Source organism: Microbacterium koreense (genome assembly GCF_042677105.1).
Lineage (GTDB): Bacteria > Actinomycetota > Actinomycetes > Actinomycetales > Microbacteriaceae > Microbacterium > Microbacterium koreense.
Map to the genome: position 1 here is coordinate 190965 of NZ_JBHTIM010000001.1, position 21368 is coordinate 212332.

Here is a 21368-nt window from a genome sequence, read left to right on the forward strand (position 1 = left end):
CGCCTTTCGCCCTTCTCTCACACGCACAGACACGCCGCACGCGCGGGGGTCCGCAATGCTACTGTCACGCCGTGACCGTCATTCCCCCCACGTCGCCGCGCGGCACCGATGCTCCACCATCGACAGACACACCTGGCCTCGGCCTCGCCCTCGGCGGCGGCGGCGCCTACGGCGCTGCCCACGTCGGAGTACTACAGGTACTCGAAGAGCGCGGGATCCGTCCGAGTATCGTGACCGGTACGAGTTCAGGCGCACTCGTGGGCGCGGCCTACGCCGCTGGTCTCGGAGTCGCGCAGATCGAGTCCGTCACTCGCGAGTTCCGCTGGCGTCGGATAGCGCGCTGGAACATGTCCCCACGCTGGGGTCTGCTCGACACCCACGAGATCGCGACCGGACTGGTGCAGCTTCTCGGCGAGGACCCACGGATCGAGCAACTCCCCCGCCGGTTCGGCGCAGTCGCAACGGATCTTCGCACGCGGCGCGCGGTGACGATAGCCGATGGCCCGCTGAGTCGCGCACTGCGTGCCAGCATCGCCGTGCCGGGCCTGTTGCCCCCGGTTCGCGTAGGCGGACGACTCTTGGCCGATGGGGGAATGGTCGACAATGTCCCCTTCTCGGCGGCGCGTGGGCTGGGCGCCGAGCGCGTCATCGTCGTTCGCCTCCACGCCCGCTGGGAGACGGTGCGGATGATGCGGACCGTCTCCAACACCGCCGCGTTGGCCTCCGACCCCTCGGTCGTACTCATTCAGCCGGAGATGGATCGGATGGCCCAGTGGAGCATGCGCGACGTTCCGCGGCTGGTCGCAGAGGGCAGGAGGGCCGCCGAATCGGCCCTTTCGGCCCGTGCGTCCCATCAGGACGCGCCGTCAGTCCAAGAGGCGTAGCCTCTGACCTTGGATCACCGCCTCCTCGCGTGTCGCGCACCCGAGCTTGCGGTAGACCGAACGCAGCTGGGTCTTGACCGTATTGAGCGACACATGGAGCTCCGCAGCCAAAGGCGCGTTGGAGGCGTGACGCGGCAGCGCCTTCAAGACCCGAAGCTCACTCGGCGTGAGAGATGGCCGTACCGCGACATCGGCGCGGAGATGCGTTCCGACGGCGACGTCGAATTCGGCGGTCCGCGGATCCGGCAGGCTCTCGCGGACCGCGTCCACCAGGGGTTGAGGGAGGATCGTGCTCAGGCGCCGGAAGTCCCGACGCTCCACCACCCGAGAGATCTGGAGTGCGGATTGTCGATCGAGAGCACCGGCGCGCAAGAGCTCTGACCAACCGGACAGAACGGTGATCTCGGCACGCTGTAAGGGCCCGAGCGCGATGTGATCGGCTGTCATCCGCAGCAGTCGGTCTGCCGTAGACGTATCGCCCTCCCCGAGCGCGAGCCTCACCGTCGCAAGTCGGGTCAGGACGCCCGCGCGGCGCGCATCGTCCGCCACCGTCCGGGCGCGCACGACGTCATCCAGCGCGAGGTACGACTTGATCAATGCGGCGGTGATGACGTCGTGCGCGAGCGAGCCCGGGCGGACGGGGTGGGCGTCGCGGGCGACCCGCACCGCCTCGACGGCGTCGTCGGGCTGGTGACGCGCAAGATGCGCACGCGTACGTGCAAGCAACGCCAACGGCCACGTCAGTTCGACGGAGTCATAGTCGGGTAAGGCGCGCAGACGGTCATCGAGGTCGTCAGCCATACGATCGACGGCGATGAGAGCGGCTGCCACGCTCTCCGTGGACAGACTCGACGATGCATGCGCAGGCGTGGGTGGATCCTGGGTGCAGATCTCAGCGAGCACCTCGTCGGCGTCGCCCAATGCGCCACGGGTCGCGTGCGCAAGCGCGACGCGGCCGAGGACCGCCCGTTCCGCGCCGGGTTGGCCGGAAAGGCGCGCGAGTTGTCGCGCGGTCGCGAGCTCGCGCAGGGTGCGAGCGGTGTCGCCCGCAGCGAGGTACGTTGCAGCGATCTGATGATGGAAGTACCAACGCGGCCCGTCGAGGCGATCACGCGATGCGTGCGTGACATTGTCGATTCGATCAGCCAGGCGGTCTGCGTATCGCAGCGCCGCGGTGATGTCGCCGCTCGTGCGGTAGGCGATGATCTGCGTGAGAACGACGAAGTCGATCTCTTCCTCAGACTTCGTACGGGCATTCTCTGATGACACCAACGGGAGAAAGGGACGCGGCGATCGCGCGAGCACGGCGGTCATCGGGTGGACGATGCGCAACACCGGATACCGTTCGAGTACACGCATGTCGAGGGCCGAAACGGCCGACACCAGGTCTTGGGTGTGAGTTGTCAACAGCGGCCAGATGTTGACCATGGCGGCGCGGGCGATCTCCTCAGAATCCCCCGTGGCCCGCGCGAGCGCAAGCTCACGTCTCGCCCGATCAGGGTCGCTCAGGTTCAATCCCCCCGAGAGTCCCGCCACCGTGTCATCCTTTCCCCTACCGGCGTCTGCAACTGCTCGAAGCCGATCGGCGACGCTCGCCCCTCGGTCGTCCGGGCCCGGACGGGGCCGCATTGTGGTACCGCTACGTCGTCGGATCGCGGAAGCCGACCGGGGGAAACCGCGCAGATGCGGCGATCAGGCTCCGAAAGTAAGCATGCCGCACTATTCCGCACGATCACCACGTCGACACGGTATCGACCAGCCGTCCCTCCCTCAGGTGGACGACGCGGTCGGCGACGCGTCGAAGAACTTCCTGGTCGTGGGAGATGAACAAGCACGCCGTGCCGGTGCTCGTTCGCAGCTCGGCGATCGCGGAGAGCACAGCATCCCGCGCGTGCGAGTCGAGCGATGATGTCGGCTCGTCGCAGACGACGAGGGCGGCCCTGCCCGCGAATGCTCGGGCCAGCGCGACACGTTGCTGCTGTCCCCCGGAGAGTTCATGCGGCATTCCGTCCGCGATGTCTTCACCCAGACCGACCATCTCGAGCAGCTCGCTGACAGTTCGACCGCCGTTCAAGAGCGTGACCGCACGACGGAGCGTCTGTCGAACGGTCCGCCGCGGGTTCAACGAACTCGCCGGGCTCTGCCACACCATCTGCACGGGAGGCGGACGATCCGGTGCGCGCACGAGTACGGCTCCGTCGTGATCGATAAGTCCGGTGATCGCCCGAGCGAGAGTTGTCTTGCCGCTTCCTGACGGGCCCGTGAGTCCGACGATCTCACCGGGCGCGATTCGGAGGCTGATGCCGTCGAGGACGCTGCGACCGCCCCGGACGACTCTGAGAGCGGACACTTCGACCAGCGCCCCGCCGGCATCGGCCGAGGGAGGAGTCCTCACATCGCGCCGAGCAGCGTAGCCGCGGTCGCATGCGGGTTCCGCTCGAACGCGGAGTGGGCGTGCGGGTCCCGATGGCTTGGGGACCTCCACGACTCGACCATCCTCGAGCTTCGCCACCCGATCGGCGTGATCGGCGACGACATCCTGGTCATGGCTGATCAACATCACCGCGGTGCCGTGCGACTGCTGCAACCTTCGCACCGCAGCGAAGGCATCGATGCGCGCACGGCCGTCAAGCCCACTCGTCGGTTCATCCAGCACGAGCAACCGCGGACGACGCGCGAGCGCCATGGCGAGCAGCACCCGCTGGGCCTGACCGCCGGAGATCTCCCGCGGAAATCGCCGTGCGATCTGCTCGGGCTCGGCGAGTCCGACCTCCGCGAGGCATGCGAAGACGGCATCCCTGGGCGCATCGGGGGGCATCACGTCTGCGACGTGGGCCGCGATACGCGAGGTCGGATTCAAAGCGCGGAGCGGATCCTGTGGCACCACTGCGAAGTCATGACGCCGAAACCGTCGAACCCCGCCACGGCTGAGCCGGAGCACGTCGACCTCGTCGACCTCGAGGAGTCGTGCCTGTAGTCGGACCCCTCGGGGAAGCATTCGGCCCAGCGCCCACGCGAGGCTGCTCTTCCCCGCGCCCGAGGGTCCGACGACCGCCAACGTCTGGCCTTCGTCGATATCGAGGTCGACGCCCTCGACGAGACTCCGACCATCGGCGCGAACAAGCGTGAGCCCCCGGGCACGTAGCAGACTCATCGCCTCACGACCTCGTCGAGATCGTCTGCAACGAGCGTCGTCGCCACGACGAGGGAGACGATGGCAAGGCACGGGAATGCAACCGTCCACCATGCGCCTTGCACGTATGCACGATTCTCGCTGACCGCGAGGCCCCAATCCGGTGACGGCGGCGCGGCCATCAAGCCGAGGAAGGACAGTGACGTCGAGACGAACACCGCGACACCGAGACAGAGCGTGGCTTGCACGAGAACGTGCGGCCACACGTTGGGGAGGACCTCACGCGTAAGGATTCGCGCCGTCCCCTCGCCCTGGAGGCGGGCGCTGAGCACGTATTCCTTGCCTGATTCGGCGAGCGCCTGCGCTCGCACGACGCGCGCGATCATCGGCGAGAGGATCAGCCCGACCGCGATGATCACGACCATGGCGCTCCGACCGAACGCGGTGATCGCCACCAAGAGAACCACGATCGCCGGCGCAACGAACATCACGTCGAGAGCGCGCATGGCGACGGAGTCCGCCCAGCCGCGGAGGTACCCCGCGAACAGCCCGAGCACGGTCCCGACGATGACCGCGATCATCGTGGCGGCAGGCGCAACGGCGAGAACCGACTCGGCGCCGGCGAGGACGCGAGCGAACACATCGCGACCGATGTGGTCCGTCCCGAACCAGTGCGTGGGCCCCGGTGGCGCCAATGCCAGACCGGTGTCTCCATACGGATCGATCCCGGTCCAGCGCCACACGAGCGCAATGGTGGCCCACGCGAGGATCACCGCCAGGCTCACCGTGAAGCTCGGTCTGCGCACAAGCCGCCGGACGTGCGCAAAACTGCCTCGCCGAGCTGTGTGAACCGATTCCGGCGACCACAAATCACGCGTCATACGATCACCCTCCTTCCCGACCGCCACGGGCCGAGGGCGGTGACCATGACGTCGGTCACTGCGATCGCCGTCAGCGAAACGGCCCCGGTGACGACGACACCGGCAGTCAAGACGGCCGTGTCCTTCTTCTGTGTCGCGGTGACCAAGAGCTCACCCAATCCGGGGTATCCGTACAGCGTCTCCACGACCGCGCTGCCGGCCACCAGCACCCCGAAGCACAGCCCGAGCAGCGCCACCGTCGGCAGCATCGCGTTGCGCGCGACGTAGCGCGTCAACAGCGTGCGTTCGGGAACCCCGGAGAGCTCTGCCACTCGGTAGTGATATGCCCGCCGCTCATCGATGATGCCCGCCCTCGTCGTGCGCGCAACGATCGAGACCGTCCCCAGCGCCAGCGTCAACGCCGGAAGCATCATTGCCCGCAGTCTCTGTTCGGCTCCGCCGGACATCAGCGCTCCAGACTGGATGGGGAACACGTCGAAGACCACTCCGAAGGTGACCAAGAGAAGTGCACCGAGGACGAAATCAGGCACGGCGGCGAGCACCATGAGTCCGACGGTCGTGGTTCGGTCCACGCGTGCGCTGCGAGCGCGCGCCTGCAGAACGCCGACGCCGATCGCGATCGGGGCCATGATGGCGAACGCGAGGATGCCGAGCCAGAACGAGTTCGTGAACCGTTCCATGACAAGGTCGAACACGGGAGCTCCGTAGACGAGGCTGGTGCCCCACTGCCCGGTGACGAAGCCCTGGAGCCAGTCCAGGTACAGCTCCGGCGACGGCGCTCGTACACCGTGCGCCGCGTTCCAGGACTCCACTTGTTCCGCAGACGCCTGCGGACCGAGCGCGTTGCGCCCCGGGTTTCCCGGCACGACGTTGACGAGAAAAAACGTCAGAGCCGAGACCACCAGTAAAACGACCAGCGACTCGAGCGTGCGGCGCGCTGCCATTGCCCCGACACCGATCCGCCCGAGGCGACCATCCCGCGTGCGCCGCTCGATCCGAGTATGCAACGGTCTACTCTTCGATCGCGATTCCCGCGAGATCGTACCCCGTGTAGAAATCGATCGGCCCGATGAGTTCCCCGGTGACGCGCTTCGACTGGAGTGCACGGGACGCCGAGAACGCGGGAATGACGACCGGAACCTCCTCCCACTGCAAGCGCCCGATCTCGTCGGCGAGCTGCTGTCTGCGGGCGTCGTCCGTCGTCTCGTCGAACTCGGCGATCAGGACGTCGAGTTCCTCGGAAGCGAAGCGTGATGCGTTCCATTCCGCGCCACTGCCGTACATCATCGTGATGAACTGTGACGGAGCCCGCTTCCCCCAGCTTGTCGCCGTGACAGGCGCGTGAAGCCAGGGACTCGCTTCGCCGTCGGCATAGTATTCCTCGCTCGACAAGACGTCGAGAGCGACGTCGAACCCCGGGATCGCGTTGAGCTGTTGCTGAAGCACCTCCCCGAGGAGTTGATAGGAGGTCGTGATCGTGAATGAGAGCGTGCGTCCGTCGAGGAGCTGGGTCACTCGATCGAGGTCCTGGAATCGTTGCTCCACGTTCGACGGCGACGGCTTGTAGTCGGGAAAGAAGGTCATGTCGTTCGCGACATCCGCCGCGCCGAGATAGACCCGCTCGATCAGCGCCGGGCGATCGATCGCCCACGCTACCGCCTGGCGCGCCTCCACGTCGTCGAACGGCGGTTCGGTGACATCGAAGAACACGCCGTCGAAACGGTTGTACCCCGTCGAGACGATGTCGTAGAGCGCCAGGTCGACGGCCGCCGCGGCTTCGCTCGTGAGCGCGGTGCGGTCGATCTCATCCGCCTGGAAAGCGAGGAGTTGGCCTTGCGCATCCGGGTAGATCTTGAGCTCGACCCCGTCAAGCTCTATCTCGTCCGCGTTCCAGTACCGCTGGTTCTTCTCGTAGGTGGCGCCGCGGCTGGGGCTGTACTCGGTGAGGACGAACTGCCCGGCGCCGACGGGATCCTCCAGCCATGTCCCGGCTCGATACCCCTCGGGGACGATGCCGGTGTTCGCACCTGTCAGCAACAAGGGGAAGTCCGAGAAGGGCCGGACGAGATCGAACTCGACGGTCAGATCAGAAGCGGCGTGTACTGAGTCGAGGATCCCCGAGAACGCCATACCTCCCGGCGAAAGGGTGGCATCCGCTGTCAGCGTGTCGAACGTGAACACGACGTCCCGCGACGTCAAAGGCGTACCGTCGTTGAACTCGACGCCCTCACGCAGCACGACCGTCCACGTCAGACCGTCGTCTGACGCGAACCACGCCTCCGCAACCCGTCCGCGGAGCGCGCCCTCGGCATCAAGGCTGATGAGAGGTTCGGTGACCAGACCCGTGATCGCCAGCGCGAACGGATCGGCCGCTGTCATCGGGTCGATCTCACCACCCGGCGCCGAGATCGGAAGCCGATAGATTCCACGCTCGGGCTGATCCAGCTCGCTTTGACACCCTGAGAGACCGGCGATGAGCATTCCGGCTATGGCGGATGCCGAGACTGCGGTCGCCGCGAAGCGGCCGGCTGTGAGCATGTCGAACTCCTCGCTCCCGAGGGGCGATGCAGATGCGGAGGCGCGTTCGCACGATCACATCGGCACGACGGGGGCAGTCCGCGCCTCGAGTGGTGTTTGGGGGAGCTCCAGTCTGGCGCAAATCGCCACGCGCGGTGCGCATTCAGAGGGGGCACCCCTCCAAGGGACCAACGGGTACCGCCATGGCGCGCGGTTCGCCACGCGTGGCGGAGGGGCCGACCTTCGCCGCCCCCTCCGCCCGCACCACCCTCAGAAGTTCAGGATCTGACGCCCTTCGAGGGCGAGTTCCCGGATGCTCACTTCGCCTCCCGCCTCGTCGCGCAACGACCAGCCCGACCCGGTGATGACGTGGGCCACCTTGTGCGATCCGGCGCAGTACGAGCACGCACCCCGCACGTTGTCGCGCAGCGACTCCAGCAGCGGGTGCAGCGGGTGCGTCGAGTCGCTCAGCGCGGCAAGCGACTCGACGCCCGAACCGTCGAAGACCACGGCCACATCGTCACCGGAGGTTGCGAATTCGGCGGCGATCTTCAGGCCGCGGTACACACGGGACATGTCCCCGCTGATGGGTTCGTAGATGACGACGGCGATCTTGTTCTCAGTCATGTGAGCAGCTCCTTATTTGCCAAACCGGTCGGTATACCGTGAGGCTAGCTTTACCGACCGGTATAATCAAATCCATGTCCGAGAACGTGTCCCGCACGCGCGGCACTGCGCGCGACCGACTCCTCGCCGCCGCGCGCGACCTCTTCTACGTCAACGGCATCAACACCACCGGCGTCGAGGCTCTCGCCACCGCGGCGGGCGTGACCAAAGCGACGCTCTACAACAACTTCCGCAGTAAGGACGAGGTCGTCGTGGCGTACCTTCGCGAGAAGCTCAGCGCGACGAAGGCTGCGTTGGACGCGCACGATGACCCGTCGGCCCCACCCCCCGAGCGGGTCGCCGTGGTTTTCGATTCACTCGCCGCAGACATCGACGCAGGTAGGTTTCAAGGCTGCCCCTTTGCCAAGGCAGCCGTCGAGGTGCCGGCGAACACCGCAGCCATGACCGTCGTCCGCGAACACCACGACACGGTGGTCGGCCACCTCACCGGAATCACCGCAGATCCGCGCGCTGCCGAGACGATCACCATGCTCTACGACGGCGCGATCGTCGCTGCCAAGGCAACAGGCGACGTCGCCCCGGTCGTACACGCGCGTGATGCCGCGCTGGACCTGTTACCGCGACGCTGACCGCGCAGGCGACTACCACGACGCGTCACCGTCACCGCAATCAGACAACGGACACCGGTGCTCACATCAGCTTGGTGGATTCGAGCATCCGCTCCATCGAGGCGTTGACGCCGACCAGAGGCTTGCGGAGCACCAGACCGAGGAGCAACATCGGAATCACGAATGCGACCAGCCATCCGAGCGAAACCCAGTAGTCCGCACCGTACGTGCCCGCAAGGGCGGCACGGAAGGCGTCGATCGCGTGGGTGGCCGGCAGGAAGGGGCTCACGTTCTGGAACCACTCCGGCAGGAGCGCAAGCGGGTACGCGCCGCCGGCGCCCGCCACTTGGATGACGAGCAGGAATACGGCCAGCGCTTTTCCGGCGTCACTGAATGACACGACGAGCGTATAGATGATGAAGGTGAAGACGAGGGACGTCACCCACCCGGTGAGCATGAACAGCATCGGATGGACCGGTTCGAGGCCCACCATGAAGATGTTCCCCGCGAACACCAACGTGCTCTGAGCAAGACCCATGAGCGCGAAGATCGCGTAGCGGCCCAGGAACTGCTGATTGAGCGTCAGCTTCGTGTCGGCGGCGGAAGCGAACGCCGGGGGCTCGACGCGGAGCGTGACGGCCAAGAGCAACGCCCCGACCCAGAGTGACAGCACGGTGTACAGCGGCGCCATCCCCGCACCGAAACTGACGACGGGATAGACCTCGATCCGCTCGAGGCCGATGGGCTGCGCGATGGCCGCCGCAAGCACCGACGGGTTGGTGCCGATGATCGCACTGATCTGACTGAAGTCGCCGGTGTCGATCGCCGATGAGAGCGTCTCGACGACGAGGTCGACTTCGTCGGCGGCTCCGGCGAGGGTGTCCGCGAGTGCGCGATTGTCCGCCGCCGCGTCGTCCAGGACGGTGACGACGCCGGCGAGGTTCCCGCTCGCACCCGACACCTCTCCGCCGATTCCGCTCAGCGCCGACCCGATGGATGTGAGCGCACCGCCGAGCTGGTCCAACACCGGCTTCAGATCGTTCTGATAGACCGCCCCGGCGTTGGCGAACGCCGATTGCGCGGCCGAGATACGCTCGTCGATCTGGGCGCGGAAGCGCTGGACATCGGCGTTCCCGTTGCTGATGCTCGCCGCGGTTTCGCTCAGTCTCGCAGCGAGCCCCTCCTCCTGGGCGATGGCCGAGTCGAGACCCGAGATGATCGCGTCGAATGCCGGGAGCTCGTCCTCAGGAATGTGGGGAGCGACGTCGTCGACCAGCTTCGTCCGCAGCGATTGATGATTCGAGATGAGTTGGTCGAGGTCGGCGGTCATCCGGTCGATCGCTTCGACGCTTGCGGCAGAGTCGACGGCGATGCCCGAGAAGATCCGGTCGACCTCGGTCGCGAATCGGCCCAGTTCGGCGCTACTCTCGCTGAACGCCGTGCCCAGCGCTTGTGTCGCGCGTCCGATCGCGGCGTCGGCACGTTGGGCGGCGCCGATACCTTGCTGAACCGTACCCGAGGCTCCAGAGAAGTCCGATTCGACGGCATCGATCAGGTGCGACGCGCTCTCGACCAAAGGCACACTCGCTTCGATCAGCGAGGTGAACATCGTGGCTGTGCCCGCCGCCGCGCGCAGTTGAACGCCGACGTCACTGATATGCGCCTCGATGCGCACGAGGGCCGCCTGCGAGTCCGCCTCACCGAGCGACTTCGCCAGTGAGGACACCAGGCTCAAGGCGATGTCGCTGAGCTCCTGCGTGAACTCCGCGTTGATCTTCGCGGTGAGATCGTCCGCTCCCTCGCTCGTGATGAGCGGCGCCAGCGGATTCGACTTGTCGTTCGTGTAATAGTCGATGCTCGTGCGCTGCGAGCCGTCGGTGTAGAAGGTGAGCATCCGCTCGCTGAAGTCCTCGGGGAGGACGATCGCGGCGTAGTACTCGCCCGACTCCGTGCCCGCGATCGCTTCGTCGCGTGTGGTGATCACCCAGTCGAGCTGGTCGTTGGCGCGCAGCGCCGATTCGACGATGCTTCCGACGTTCACGTGGAGGGGGATCAGCGGGCTTGTGTAGCCTTCGTCGACACTGGCCACCGCGACCTTCAGGTTTCTGGTGTTGTCGAACGGCTCCCAGCTTCCGATGACGTTGAACCACGTGAAGGCCGACGGAATCACGATCAGCCCGCACAACACGATGACCGCCATGACCCTGCTGGTCGCGCGCCTCAGGTCGTCTCGAAACAGCTCCCAGATGCCCCTCACCGGTTCGCCTCCAGTTCAGCCAGTTCCTCGCGGATTTGTGCTTCCGGCATCTCGCCCACCTCAGTCGACAACCGCAGGCTGTAGCGGATGTACTCGAGCGCGATGAGCGCCGCGAAGACGATCACGAGCCACAGGATCCACCAACCCACGAAAGTGGTCTTGGCGTCGGGGATCGCCACGGCCAGCCCGGCGAGGACGAGGATGCCGGCGACACCCACCGCGACGATGGCGGCGCGCACCTTTCGGTACGAACGGGCGAACGGCAGCGCGCGCTTCGCAATCTTCTCGTTGTAGCTCGCGCGGTCTGCGAGGGCTCGGAGCAGGTGCCCCACCCGGTACCCGGGCCCGACGGGCGCGCCGCTTTCATTGGTGAACAATTCGGTCTCGCCGACCTGTTGGGTGAAGAGGCGTGTGAGGTTCGAGACACTGCCCCGCAGCACCAGTCCGAGGAAGAACGCGATCGCGACGAAGAGCAGGAGCGTGCCGATGAAGCGCCAGTAGGCGAACCCGGCGAATCCACTGATCACCTCGCGCATGGCGTCGATGCCGTAGGTGAAGGGGAAGAACGGGTAGAGGCTTTGGAAGAACTCCGGCATGAGCTGGATGGGGTAGATGCCGGACGCGCCGGGGATCTGCATGATCACGAGGATCACCACGAGCCCCTTTCCGATGTAGCCGAAGGTCACCGACAGCGCGTAGATGATGCTGAGGTAGCTGAGCCCGATCAGGATGGGTGTCAGGATGAACGCCGCGGCATTGACGTGTTGCACCCCGATCATGAGATTGCCGATGCTGAGTGTGATGGCCTGCGCGATCGCGATCGTCGCGAAGAGCATCCACCGGCCGAGGTAGCCCTGACGTTCGGTGAGACCGGGCACGCCCTCGTCATCGACGCCGAGCTTGAGGATCACGACCAGGACGAATGCCCCGATCCACAACGAGAGATTGATGAACAGCGACGCCATCAAGGACCCATACGTATGCGTCGGAAAGATCGTGTGCTGATCGACGACGACGGGAGTCGACATGAATTCGGCGATCTGCTGCGGATTCAGGGCTGTGAGCGCCTCGATCTGTTGGAAGAGAGCCGCACCACCGAGCGCGCGCATGTCCGAGATCGCCACGCCCATGTCGGTTTCGAGCGTCGCAAGATCACCGTCGAGACTCGCGAGTGCCTGGACGGTCCGCGCGAGCTGCTCGTCGAGAGCCGCCACGAGGCTCTGGGCCTCGCCGAGGATCGTTTCCTGCGCCGAGACACCGGCAGAAAGGGAGTCGACCGCAGCGGTGACCTCTGCGATTCCGGCGAGCGCCGCTGCCGCGCCTTCGGCAACCTCGGCGGAGCCGATCACATGACCGGTAGTCGCTTCGCCCGCCAGTCTCAGGAGGTCGGTCTGCGCGCGCTCAGCCAAAACGCTCGCTTCACCGAGAGCCGACTCGACATCACGGAGGGCCGAGCGGATGGCGCCGATATCGCCGGTCTGTGATTGCAGCCCCTGACGCGCCAGCCCGAGCTCGACTTCCAGCGTCTCCAGATGTGAGCGCGTCTGCGCGATGACCTCCGAAGCGTCCTCGAGGTCGCCGATGATGCGGGCCTCGACGTCGCGGAGGTCGTCTTCTGCAGCTGCGCTACCACTCTTGATGGCGGTCGCGACAGCATCCGCGACCTGTTCCGTGAACGCGTCGATCATCTGCGTTTGCACCGTGGTGGCAGCGGTGTCGGTGATTTCAGGGGCGACGCCGTTGAGTTTCTCGTTGACGTAGTACTTCAACTTCGGCTTGGTGAAGTCACCTGTCGTCAGACTGAGCAGATCGGCGCTGAACGTGCTCGGGACGACGAATGCGGCGTAGCTTTCTCCACTACGAATCGAATCCATGGCTTCGGCTTCCGAGAGGAAGTGCCAGCCGAGGTCGTCGTTTTCCTTGAGCTGGGCGACCAGCTGGTCGCCGACGTTCACCTCGCCGGCGAGCTCGTTGGACGCGCCTTCGTCGAGGTTCACCACCGCGACGCTGAGGTTGCGGGTGTTGTCGAACGGATCCCAGAACGCCGAGATGTTGAACCAGGCGTACAACGAGGGTGTGATCAATGCGCCGAAAATGATCACCAGCGCCAACGGCACACGTCCCAGTCGTTTGACATCACGGACGTACACACGCCAGACGTTGCGCATATCGTTGCCCTCGCGTTTTCCGATTCGGTGTGCGCATCCGTCCGATTGCCGAGCGGCGCGGACGGACGGCGGTACGTTGCCTCCGCCACACAACCACGGCGTCGCCGCGCATTCCTTCCCGGGACGGGAGTCATCATCCCCAAGATCACCCGACGCTCACCCGCGCCCAGGCTCTCGCCGAACGACGGGCGGTCGACGTTGCGCCCAAGACGGAGCACGACCGGAGGCGCATGCGAGAACAGCGGTCGGAAGCGATCTGTTATTCTCGGTGAGAATGATTCTCATTACTTGATCGGAGATTCTCGATGCGCCGTGCCGCCGGTTCTGTGACCGCCCTTTTGGCCGCCGGCCTCGTGCTCGCGGGGTGCAGTTCATCGACCGAACCCGGCGACGACTCCTCTGACGGCGCTTTCGTCGTCGCCACGACCACCATGCTCGGAAGCGTCGTCGGCGACATCGTGGCCTGCGCCGGTGGCAACGCGGAAACCCTGATGCCCGCCGGTGCCGATCCCCACGACTTCTCGGCTTCGTCCGCGCAGATCGCGTCCATGGCGAGCGCAGACCTCGTGGTCACCAACGGCTTCGATCTGGAGGAGGGACTGACCGACGCGATCGACAGCGCCGCATCCGACGGCGCGACCGTTCTAGGAGTCGCGCCTGAAGTTCACCCGATCGAGTTTGGGGCGGGCGGACACGAAGACGAGCACGACCACTCCGAAGAAGACGCGCACAACCACGAAGACGAGCACGCCGAAGATGAGCACGACCACGACCACGCCCACGCCCACGACCACGGCTCGATGGACCCGCACTTCTGGCACGATGCCGCGCGCATGGCCGAAGCTGCCGAGTTGATCGGGGCCGAGCTCGGCGAGGTCACGGGCGACGATGCGTATGTCGCCTGCGGCACCGAGGTGCACGACACTCTCCTCGAGACAGACGCGCAGGTCCGCGAAATCCTCTCGGCCGTGCCTGCGGAACGTCGTGTGTTGATCACCGATCACGATGCGTTCGGCTACTTCGCCGACGCGTACGACTTCGAGGTGGTCGGAACGGTCATTCCGAGTGGCTCCACGCTTGCCGAGCCCTCGAGCGCGGAACTCACCGCGCTGGTCGAGACGGTCAACACGACCGGCGTCCCCGCGATCTTCTCGAACAACGCCAACCCCACCGATCTGGTCGACGCTGTCGCCGAGGAGGCCGGCACGGATGTCGAGGTCGTCGAACTGTTCGTCGGATCTCTCGGTGAGGCGGGGTCAGGCGCGGATACGTACACGGGCATGGTGACGACGAACGCGCAACGAATTGCCGACGCACTCGGCTAGCGGCATCCGATGGACTGGCTGATCGAGCCCTTCACGCTCGGTTTCCAACAGCGCGCGCTTCTCGGCGGAGCGATCGCGGGTGTGATGTGCGCCGCCGTCGGGACGTGGCTGGTGCTACGCGGAATGAGCTTCTTCGGCGACGCGTTCGTCCACGGCATCGTTCCCGGAATCGCCCTCGCGGTTTTGCTCGACTTCTCGCCGCTGATCGGCGCAGTGATCGCCGCGGCGGTGATGGTCGCCGGCATCGAAGTGGTCAGCAGACAAACCGCACTGAAAGAAGACACCGGAATCGGCCTTCTCTTCGTCGGGATGCTGGGTCTGGGCGTCGTCCTCATCTCACGCACCGACTCGTATTCCGGAAGCCTGACGACCATCCTGTTCGGCGATGCACTCGGAGTCACCGAAGCGGAGATTCTGTTCCAACTCCTCCTCGCCCTCGTGGTCATCGCCGCAGCCATCGCCCTCTATCGTCCGCTGCTCGCCCTCGCGTTCAACGAGGGGAAGGCAGAGGTGCTGGGAATGAACCCGCGGCGAACGCACGCATTGATGCTCGCTCTGATCGGTGCCGCAGTGATCGGCAGCTACCAAGCGGTGGGCACGTTGCTCGTGTTCGGACTGCTGGTGGGACCCCCGGCGACCGCCGCGCTCATCTCGCGCACGATACCGATCATGATGGCGATCGCCTCCGGCATTGCACTCCTCTCGGTTTGGGCGGGACTGGTTTTGAGCTACTACCTCGACACCGCCGGGTCGGCGACGATGGCGCTCGTGCCGATCATCGTCTTCTTCGTCACCCTCGCCGTCGTCGCGCCGGCCCGCCGCCGGCGCCGCGCGGCCGCGCCCGGGCGTGCGGCCGCGGAGTCGTGTCGGTGAGCGCAGTCGCCGAGGCCCGGGGCCTCACCCTGAGTTACGGAGCGCGGGTCGCCGTCGCGGCATCCGATTTCGTCATTCCGGATGCCGCGATCACCGCCATCATCGGCCCGAACGGCTCCGGCAAGTCGACGCTGATGCACGCGATCACCGGCGCGCTCACCCCGGAGTCCGGCCGCCTCACTGTGCTCGGCGGTCCCCCGACCGCCGCGCAGAAGCGTCTCGCCTACGTCTTCCAAACCGTCGACGTGCCACGAGGCGTGCCCCTCACCGTCCGCGAGACCGTGGCCATGGGCCGGTATGCCAGCCTTGGCATGTGGCGCCCACGCCGTGCGATCGACCGTGAACGAGTCGAAGCCGCCATGGCGGCGCTCGAAATCTCGGACCTTGCCGAACGTCACCTGAGTGAGCTGTCAGGGGGGCAACGTCAGCGCACCTATGTTGCCCAAGGTCTCGCCCAAGATCATGACGTGCTGTTGCTGGACGAGCCGCTGACCGGGCTCGACTTCACATCCGCGCGCACGATCGACCGCATTCTTCATTCCGACCGTGACCGCGGGAGTGCGGTCATCCTTACGACCCATGATCTCGACGAGGCGCTGTCGGCCGATCATGTGCTCCTCATGAACGGCCGCGTGATCGCCTCCGGCTCGCCCAAGCAGGTACTCACGAGAAGAAACCTCGAGTCGGCCTACGGACTCGGCGCGCTCCACACCCACAAGCCGGGGTTCCTCGACGACCTCCATGAGATCGACCACCGCCGATAGTCAGCACGCGCGCCGCGCAGAAGCCTCGCCCGGGTCTAGCTCGCGGCGACCCGTTCGCGCGAGCGCACGCCGGCACGGATACGGCCGAACAACCCCTCATGCAACGCAGCACCGATCGCGAAGGCCACACCACCGGCGATCACCGCTACGAGCAACGGCGCCCACACTCCCGCGGCGAAGCCGACCACCGTCGCGAACACGGCGATGACCCATACGACGAGCATCGCAAACGAGGCACGTGCCATTCCGAGCGCACACTGGCCGATCGCCACGATTCCGGCCATGACCGCCACGCCCGCCGCGACCCACGCAACCAGGTGGGTCGTCGACGCGAACCACTCCGCGAGTTCGTAAGATCCGCTCACCGTGATGCCTCTTCTCCGGGCGCCCCCATGACCGCCCATGGAAGAGATGCGGCTCGGGGCTGTTTGTTACGCGACTTGCGGCCTCAGGAGCTCAGGGATATTCGTCCGCCCTCTCTTCGACGGCTGAAGTCTCCGATCCTGACGGGCTCGCGCCACCGCCTCGGGTCTTGATGAGGCTTGCCACCGTCGCGACGGCGATCGTGGCGGCGATGAAGAGCAGCGAGAACCAGATGGGGATCTCGGGCGCCCAGAGCATCGGTTCGCCCCCGTTGATGAAGGGCAGTTCGTTGACGTGCATCGCGTGGAGCACGAGCTTCACACCGATGAACGCGAGGATGACGGCGAGCCCTTGGGCGAGGTAGACCAGGCGTTCGAGCAGTCCACCGACGAGGAAGTAAAGCTGACGCAACCCCATCAGGGCGAACGCGTTCGCGGTGAAGACGATGTATGCCTCTTCGGTGAGTCCATAGATGGCGGGGATCGAATCGACGGCGAAGATCAGGTCGACGAATCCGATCGCGATCACGACGAGCAGCATCGGGGTGAAGTAGCGCCGACCGCTCTCGACGATCGTGAAGCGGTCGCGGTGATACTGCTCGGTGAACGGCAGCACCCGGCGCACGAGACGCATGAACCTGCCCGTGGCGAAATCGGAGCCTTCTCCACCGAACGCCTGCCGGTACGCCAAAAAGAGCAGAAGCGCCCCAAAGACGTAGAAGATCCACGAGAAGTTGGCGATCAACGCGGCCCCGACGGCGATGAACACACCGCGGAGGATCAGCGCGATCACGATGCCGATCATCAGAACCTTCTGCTGGTAGATCTTCGGCACGGCAAAGCTCGTCATCACGATGAGGAAGACGAACAGGTTGTCGATCGACAGGGCCTTCTCCGTGAGATATCCGGCGAAGTACTCCCCGCCGTAGGTCCAGCCCGAGACGACGCCGATGCCTACACCGAACAGGAGCGCGAGTCCGATGTAGAACGCCGACCACCGGGCGGACTCACCGACCGTCGGTTCGTGCGGCTTTCGCACGTGCGCGAAGAACTCGTAGACGAAGAAGAGGATCGTCACCGCGATGGTGATGATCCAGACGAGCGGGGTGATGTTCACGGGACTCCTGACGTGGCGCGACGAGCGGCGTCAAGGTCTTCCCCATCCTCGAGATCGAGGACCGACCGCCCGGGATGCGATGCATCCGTAATGACGAGCAGGCCGTGTCGGAGTACTCCCCCTGTGGTCAGCAGGATACGCGATGCACTCCGACGGATGCTGCACATTCTCACAACTCGCGATGCGTGAGCGGATGCGCGGGCCCGATCCGAATCCCGCCGATCCGATTCACGCCCGGCTCCGAACAGCACGTGAACCCGACCCCACGATCAGGAGTGCCCCGTGACACGTCGCAGCGACCATGCGAAGAACCTCTCGTTGGCCGCGCTCGCCGGCGTGGTCAGCGGAGCGGTGTTCCTCGCGACATCCGAACTGATCGCTCTGCTCGTCGCGCGGGACGCCAGCCCGATCCTCGCAGTCGGCTCGTTCGTCATCGACGTCGTGCCGCAGCCGTTCAAGGAATTCGCCATCGAGACGTTCGGCGAGTACGACAAGATCGCCCTCCTCGCCGGTCTCGGCCTCGCCGTGGTCATCGCCTCGGCGATCGGGGGGATGCTGCAGTTCCTCCGCCCGCCCCTCGGAGTGGTCATCGTCGGCATCGCCGGGGCGCTGTCGATCGCGGCGATCGTCACCCGCGCGGCGGTGACCCCGCTGTCGTTCCTGCCGCCCGTCGTGGGGGCGGTTGCGGCATCCGTCGTTCTCGTGCTGCTCACCCGGCGACTGCGCGCGTGGCGAGTGGACGACGACGGGGAGCAGAAGGGTGTCGACCGTCGCGGATTCTTCACGCTCGTCGGGGTCGCCGGGGCCTCCGCGGTGATCGTCGGCATCACAGCCCGCGCGGTGAGCATCGCGACCTCGTCGGTCGAAGCGGTGCGGCGGGCGCTCACCCTGCCGGCCGCCCGTTCGACGGTCACCGTTCCGACGGGGGCCGAGCTCGACATTCCCGGGGTGAGTTCGTTGTTCACCCCGAACGATGAGTTCTACCGCGTCGACACGGCACTCACCGTGCCGACGATCGACCCGAACTCGTGGCGTCTCGTGATCGACGGCATGGTGGATGAGCGTGTGGAGCTGACCTTCGATGACCTCCTCGCGATGGGACTGGACGAGTACGCCATCACGCTCACGTGCGTGTCGAACGAAGTCGGCGGCGACCTCGTCGGCAACGCCATGTGGCTCGGGGTTCCCGTCCGCGACATTCTGCGGCTGGCGAGACCGCAGGCTGATGCCGACATGGTGCTGTCGCGCAGCACCGACGGGTACACCGCGAGCACGCCGCTCGAATCGCTCACCGATGACGGTCTCGACGCGATTCTCGCTGTGGGGATGAACGGCGAGCCTCTGCCGCTCGAACACGGATTCCCCGTGCGGATGGTCGTTCCCGGGCTGTACGGGTACGTGTCGGCGACGAAATGGCTGACGCAGTTGACGGTCACGACCTTCGCACAGGACGAGGCGTATTGGACCCCGCGCGGATACAGCGCCCGAGCGCCGATCAAGTTCTCGTCACGCGTCGACACCCCCACGTCGGGAACCCCTATCGAGGCGGGGCGCACCCCGATCGCCGGTGTCGCGTGGGCCCAGACCCTGGGAATCGAACGCGTCGAAGTGCGCATCGACGACGGCGAATGGATGCCGGCGACCCTGTCCACTCCGCTCAACGACGACACGTGGGTGCAGTGGTTCGTCGACTGGGACGCGACCCCGGGGACTCACTACGTGGCCGTGCGGGCGGTGAACAAGGACGGCGAGCTGCAGACCGAGGAGCGCGCGCCCATCGCCCCCGACGGATCGTCGGGCTGGCAGCGGTCGTTGGTCACCGTGCGGTGAGGGCTGAGCCGTCGGGGGCTCTACTCCCCGCAACGGCGAGCACCCGCCACGAGCGATGGTGGTAGACGGGCGGATGCCGAGCCTGCACGGTCAGGACACGTTCACGTCGTCAACATCGGTGCCGATACTCATGAGCGCGCGAGTGAGAATCCTCAGTTCGTCTTCATCGAGGTGATCAAGTACCCGGCGACGCGCGCTCCGCAGATGACTGGGCCACGCGTGACGGAGTCGTTCCAACCCCTTCTCGGTAAGCACGACGTCCGCCCCTCGCCCGTCGGACACCGACCGTTCACGGGCGACGAAACCCAGCGATTCGAGGCGCATCACGGTGCGGGTCGCACCGCTGATCGTCATCCACAGTCGCGCGGCGAGTTCATTCATGCGCGCCCGGTGTCCTTCGCTCTCAGCGAGATACGCGAGCGCGAAGTACTCGGTCAGCGGCAGATCTTGATCGCGTCGCAGGTCAGCATCGAGCGCGCGCGGCAAGACGTTGATGACGCGCGCAAGCGCCTGCATCAGCGCCTTTTCGTCGTGGGTCATCGTCGTTCTGCGATCTTTCATAGCTCCGATTGTAGTTGACTCGTCAAGCACCTGTTATAGTTGAGCAGTCAAGTAGATTGCGTCGAGCGAGAGCTCGAGATAGGCATGAAAGAAGATGAACGTGAGCAGGAGCAAGACTGCCGTCGTCACGGGCGCGGCATCCGGTCTGGGCAGAGACATCGCTGCGGGTCTCGCCGCCAAGGGACACACCGTCTATGGAACGGAGCTGTCTGACGCAGCGATCCCGGCGGCCCCGGGCGTGCATCTCGAGCGCGTCGATATCAGCGATGCGGGCGCCGTGCGGGCGTGGGCGGCCGGCGTCGCAGAGAAGTCGGCCGGCCGCGTCGACCTGCTCATCAGCAACGCCGGCATCCTTACTCCGGGTCCCCTCGAAGTGCTGCCGCTCGATGAGATCCGTCGCGAGTTCGAGGTGAATACGTTCGCGCCGCTCACCGTGATCAACGCGTTCCTGCCACAGTTGCGCGAGAGCCGCGGTCGCATCGTGCAGATCAGCTCGATCTCGGCCGTGTTCCCGATGCCGTTCAACGCTCCGTCTGCCGCGTCGAAGGTTGCAGCCGAGGCACTGATGACCGCCTACCGCGCGGAGCTGCACAGCTTCGGCATCGACGTCACGATCGTCCAGCCGGGCAGTATGCTCACCGGCGGCCCCGCGAAGTCGGCCGCCTTGGTCTCGAAGCTGAGCGAGGCATTCACGCCTGAACAGCGTGCTCTCTATGGCGACCAATTCGCGAAGTTCGCCGCCGAATTCACCAGCGGTCAGGCAGCGGGCATGCCTTCCGAGGTTGCCGCGGCGCAGGTCATCGAGATCGCCGAGCAGCAGCCGGCCGCAAGCATCGCCACCATCGGCGACGACGCCGCGCGAATCGCGCACGCGATTCGCAACTCCACCCCCGAGCAGCTCGACGCGATGCGCGTGAGCCTGATCTGATCCACCACCAGCAAGCGAAAAGAGAGACTGATGATCGAAATCTTCGACCCCACCGATGACCGCGCCGTACGCAACAAGAACAACCTCATCGCTTTCTACAACGAAGCGATCAACGAGAAGAACCCGGTTGAAGCCGCGAACAAGCTTGTGGCCGAAGGCTACATTCAGCACAACCCACAGTTGCCAGACGGCGCCGCCGGCCTCGGCGCGGCATTCGCCGCGTTGACGGCACAACGCAAGCACGCGCGCGTGGTCATCCACCGCATCATCGCCTCCGGCGATTGGGTGTGGGCGCACGTGAACTTCGTGAACCTCTACACCGATGACCCCGCCGACCTGGGTGTGGCGGGTGTGGACATCTGGAAAATGGATGCTGACGGCATTGCGCTCGAGCACTGGGACGTCCTGCAGCCGGTGGCCGCAGAAGTGAGCCCGGTCAACGGCCACGGCATGTTCTGATCCGACGGTGCACTGCGCGGGAGCGGCGATTCTCGTCACCCCAGCGCAGTGCGCGTTCGGCCCGCCTACGCAGA

Annotated in this window: 19 protein-coding genes; 8 read left to right on the top strand and 11 right to left on the bottom strand. The window is 65.8% G+C overall.

The genetic code is table 11. From position 1 onward, the window contains the following. The first annotated feature begins 71 nt into the window (after positions 1 to 71). Positions 72 to 884, top strand: a complete 813-nt coding sequence (locus ACFQZV_RS00810) for a patatin-like phospholipase family protein (RefSeq protein ID WP_378751311.1) — start codon at positions 72 to 74, stop codon at positions 882 to 884. Here the strand turns inward: ACFQZV_RS00810 and ACFQZV_RS00815 are convergent. The 6 genes from ACFQZV_RS00815 to ACFQZV_RS00840 all read right to left on the bottom strand — a co-directional run bounded on the left by ACFQZV_RS00815 (position 867) and on the right by ACFQZV_RS00840 (position 8042). Then, positions 867 to 2420 (bottom strand): helix-turn-helix transcriptional regulator, encoded by a 1554-nt coding sequence (locus ACFQZV_RS00815; RefSeq protein ID WP_378751313.1) that lies wholly within the window; start codon positions 2418 to 2420, stop codon positions 867 to 869. The two genes, ACFQZV_RS00810 and ACFQZV_RS00815, sit on opposite strands and share 18 nt — an antisense overlap. Before the next feature lie 196 nt (positions 2421 to 2616). After that, positions 2617 to 4038 carry an ABC transporter ATP-binding protein gene (locus ACFQZV_RS00820; RefSeq protein ID WP_378751315.1) on the bottom strand — a complete coding sequence of 474 codons (1422 nt, stop codon included), beginning with the start codon at positions 4036 to 4038 and terminating at the stop codon, positions 2617 to 2619. After that, entirely contained in the window at positions 4035 to 4802 is a 768-nt protein-coding gene (locus tag ACFQZV_RS00825; RefSeq protein WP_378751317.1) for an ABC transporter permease, read from the bottom strand. Before ACFQZV_RS00825 ends, ACFQZV_RS00820 begins: the two co-directional genes overlap by 4 nt. A 92-nt stretch (positions 4803 to 4894) precedes the next feature. Beyond that, complete coding sequence (locus ACFQZV_RS00830; protein ID WP_378783228.1) at positions 4895 to 5905, bottom strand: ABC transporter permease; 1011 nt, start codon at positions 5903 to 5905, stop codon at positions 4895 to 4897. A 4-nt stretch (positions 5906 to 5909) separates the two neighbouring features. Continuing rightward, complete coding sequence (locus ACFQZV_RS00835; protein ID WP_378751320.1) at positions 5910 to 7436, bottom strand: ABC transporter substrate-binding protein; 1527 nt, start codon at positions 7434 to 7436, stop codon at positions 5910 to 5912. Between the two features lie 249 nt (positions 7437 to 7685). Beyond that, complete coding sequence (locus ACFQZV_RS00840) at positions 7686 to 8042, bottom strand: DsrE family protein (RefSeq protein ID WP_378751322.1); 357 nt, start codon at positions 8040 to 8042, stop codon at positions 7686 to 7688. 74 nt (positions 8043 to 8116) lie between these two features. On the opposite strand from ACFQZV_RS00840, the gene ACFQZV_RS00845 reads away from it, so the two are divergent. Further along, positions 8117 to 8671, top strand: a complete 555-nt coding sequence (locus ACFQZV_RS00845) for a TetR/AcrR family transcriptional regulator (RefSeq protein ID WP_378751324.1) — start codon at positions 8117 to 8119, stop codon at positions 8669 to 8671. Between the two features lie 61 nt (positions 8672 to 8732). Here ACFQZV_RS00845 and ACFQZV_RS00850 read toward each other — a convergent pair whose 3' ends face one another. Both ACFQZV_RS00850 and ACFQZV_RS00855 read right to left on the bottom strand, forming a co-directional pair. Then, positions 8733 to 10907, bottom strand: coding sequence for a YhgE/Pip domain-containing protein (locus ACFQZV_RS00850; RefSeq protein WP_378751326.1), 2175 nt, complete (start codon positions 10905 to 10907; stop codon positions 8733 to 8735). Beyond that, complete coding sequence (locus tag ACFQZV_RS00855) at positions 10904 to 13075, bottom strand: YhgE/Pip family protein (RefSeq protein WP_378751328.1); 2172 nt, start codon at positions 13073 to 13075, stop codon at positions 10904 to 10906. Before ACFQZV_RS00855 ends, ACFQZV_RS00850 begins: the two co-directional genes overlap by 4 nt. A gap of 305 nt (positions 13076 to 13380) precedes the next feature. On the opposite strand from ACFQZV_RS00855, the gene ACFQZV_RS00860 reads away from it, so the two are divergent. Genes ACFQZV_RS00860 through ACFQZV_RS00870 form a run of 3 tightly spaced genes read left to right on the top strand, consistent with a single transcriptional unit; the run spans position 13381 to position 16037 of the window. Continuing rightward, positions 13381 to 14400, top strand: a complete 1020-nt coding sequence (locus ACFQZV_RS00860; protein ID WP_378751330.1) for a metal ABC transporter substrate-binding protein — start codon at positions 13381 to 13383, stop codon at positions 14398 to 14400. 9 nt (positions 14401 to 14409) lie between these two features. Continuing rightward, positions 14410 to 15273 (top strand): metal ABC transporter permease, encoded by an 864-nt coding sequence (locus ACFQZV_RS00865; protein WP_378751332.1) that lies wholly within the window; start codon positions 14410 to 14412, stop codon positions 15271 to 15273. Beyond that, a complete protein-coding gene (locus ACFQZV_RS00870; protein WP_378751334.1) occupies positions 15270 to 16037 on the top strand; it encodes a metal ABC transporter ATP-binding protein in 768 nt (255 codons plus the stop codon). Before ACFQZV_RS00865 ends, ACFQZV_RS00870 begins: the two co-directional genes overlap by 4 nt. Before the next feature lie 35 nt (positions 16038 to 16072). On the opposite strand, the gene ACFQZV_RS00875 is transcribed toward ACFQZV_RS00870, so the two are convergent. Both ACFQZV_RS00875 and ACFQZV_RS00880 read right to left on the bottom strand, forming a co-directional pair. Beyond that, on the bottom strand, positions 16073 to 16402 hold the full coding sequence (locus ACFQZV_RS00875; RefSeq protein ID WP_378751336.1) for a hypothetical protein: 330 nt from the start codon (positions 16400 to 16402) through the stop codon (positions 16073 to 16075). A 91-nt stretch (positions 16403 to 16493) separates the two neighbouring features. Further along, entirely contained in the window at positions 16494 to 17516 is a 1023-nt protein-coding gene (locus ACFQZV_RS00880) for a TerC family protein (protein ID WP_378751338.1), read from the bottom strand. Positions 17517 to 17798: 282 nt separating this feature from the next. Between ACFQZV_RS00880 and ACFQZV_RS00885 the strand changes: the two genes are divergently transcribed. Further along, entirely contained in the window at positions 17799 to 19346 is a 1548-nt protein-coding gene (locus ACFQZV_RS00885) for a molybdopterin-dependent oxidoreductase (protein WP_378751340.1), read from the top strand. Positions 19347 to 19436: 90 nt separating this feature from the next. Here the strand turns inward: ACFQZV_RS00885 and ACFQZV_RS00890 are convergent, their stop codons facing one another. Further along, complete coding sequence (locus ACFQZV_RS00890) at positions 19437 to 19907, bottom strand: MarR family winged helix-turn-helix transcriptional regulator (RefSeq protein WP_378751342.1); 471 nt, start codon at positions 19905 to 19907, stop codon at positions 19437 to 19439. Positions 19908 to 20001: 94 nt separating this feature from the next. Between ACFQZV_RS00890 and ACFQZV_RS00895 the strand changes: the two genes are divergently transcribed. Together ACFQZV_RS00895 and ACFQZV_RS00900 are read left to right on the top strand one after the other, a co-directional pair. Further along, positions 20002 to 20835, top strand: coding sequence for an SDR family NAD(P)-dependent oxidoreductase (locus ACFQZV_RS00895; protein ID WP_378751344.1), 834 nt, complete (start codon positions 20002 to 20004; stop codon positions 20833 to 20835). A 30-nt stretch (positions 20836 to 20865) separates the two neighbouring features. Then, a complete protein-coding gene (locus tag ACFQZV_RS00900; RefSeq protein WP_378751346.1) occupies positions 20866 to 21294 on the top strand; it encodes a nuclear transport factor 2 family protein in 429 nt (142 codons plus the stop codon). The last annotated feature ends 74 nt before the right edge of the window (positions 21295 to 21368 follow it).

Excerpts from the sequence above, each read along its gene's own strand:
- ACFQZV_RS00820 (WP_378751315.1), bottom strand. The coding sequence starts at position 4,038 with ATGAGTCTGCTACGTGCCCGGGGGCTCACGCTTGTTCGCGCCGATGGT.
- ACFQZV_RS00835 (WP_378751320.1), bottom strand. The coding sequence starts at position 7,436 with ATGCTCACAGCCGGCCGCTTCGCGGCGACCGCAGTCTCGGCATCCGCC.
- ACFQZV_RS00840 (WP_378751322.1), bottom strand. The coding sequence starts at position 8,042 with ATGACTGAGAACAAGATCGCCGTCGTCATCTACGAACCCATCAGCGGG.
- ACFQZV_RS00845 (WP_378751324.1), top strand. The coding sequence starts at position 8,117 with ATGTCCGAGAACGTGTCCCGCACGCGCGGCACTGCGCGCGACCGACTC.
- ACFQZV_RS00855 (WP_378751328.1), bottom strand. The coding sequence starts at position 13,075 with ATGCGCAACGTCTGGCGTGTGTACGTCCGTGATGTCAAACGACTGGGA.
- ACFQZV_RS00860 (WP_378751330.1), top strand. The coding sequence starts at position 13,381 with ATGCGCCGTGCCGCCGGTTCTGTGACCGCCCTTTTGGCCGCCGGCCTC.
- ACFQZV_RS00865 (WP_378751332.1), top strand. The coding sequence starts at position 14,410 with ATGGACTGGCTGATCGAGCCCTTCACGCTCGGTTTCCAACAGCGCGCG.
- ACFQZV_RS00890 (WP_378751342.1), bottom strand. The coding sequence starts at position 19,907 with ATGAAAGATCGCAGAACGACGATGACCCACGACGAAAAGGCGCTGATG.
- ACFQZV_RS00895 (WP_378751344.1), top strand. The coding sequence starts at position 20,002 with ATGAACGTGAGCAGGAGCAAGACTGCCGTCGTCACGGGCGCGGCATCC.
- ACFQZV_RS00900 (WP_378751346.1), top strand. The coding sequence starts at position 20,866 with ATGATCGAAATCTTCGACCCCACCGATGACCGCGCCGTACGCAACAAG.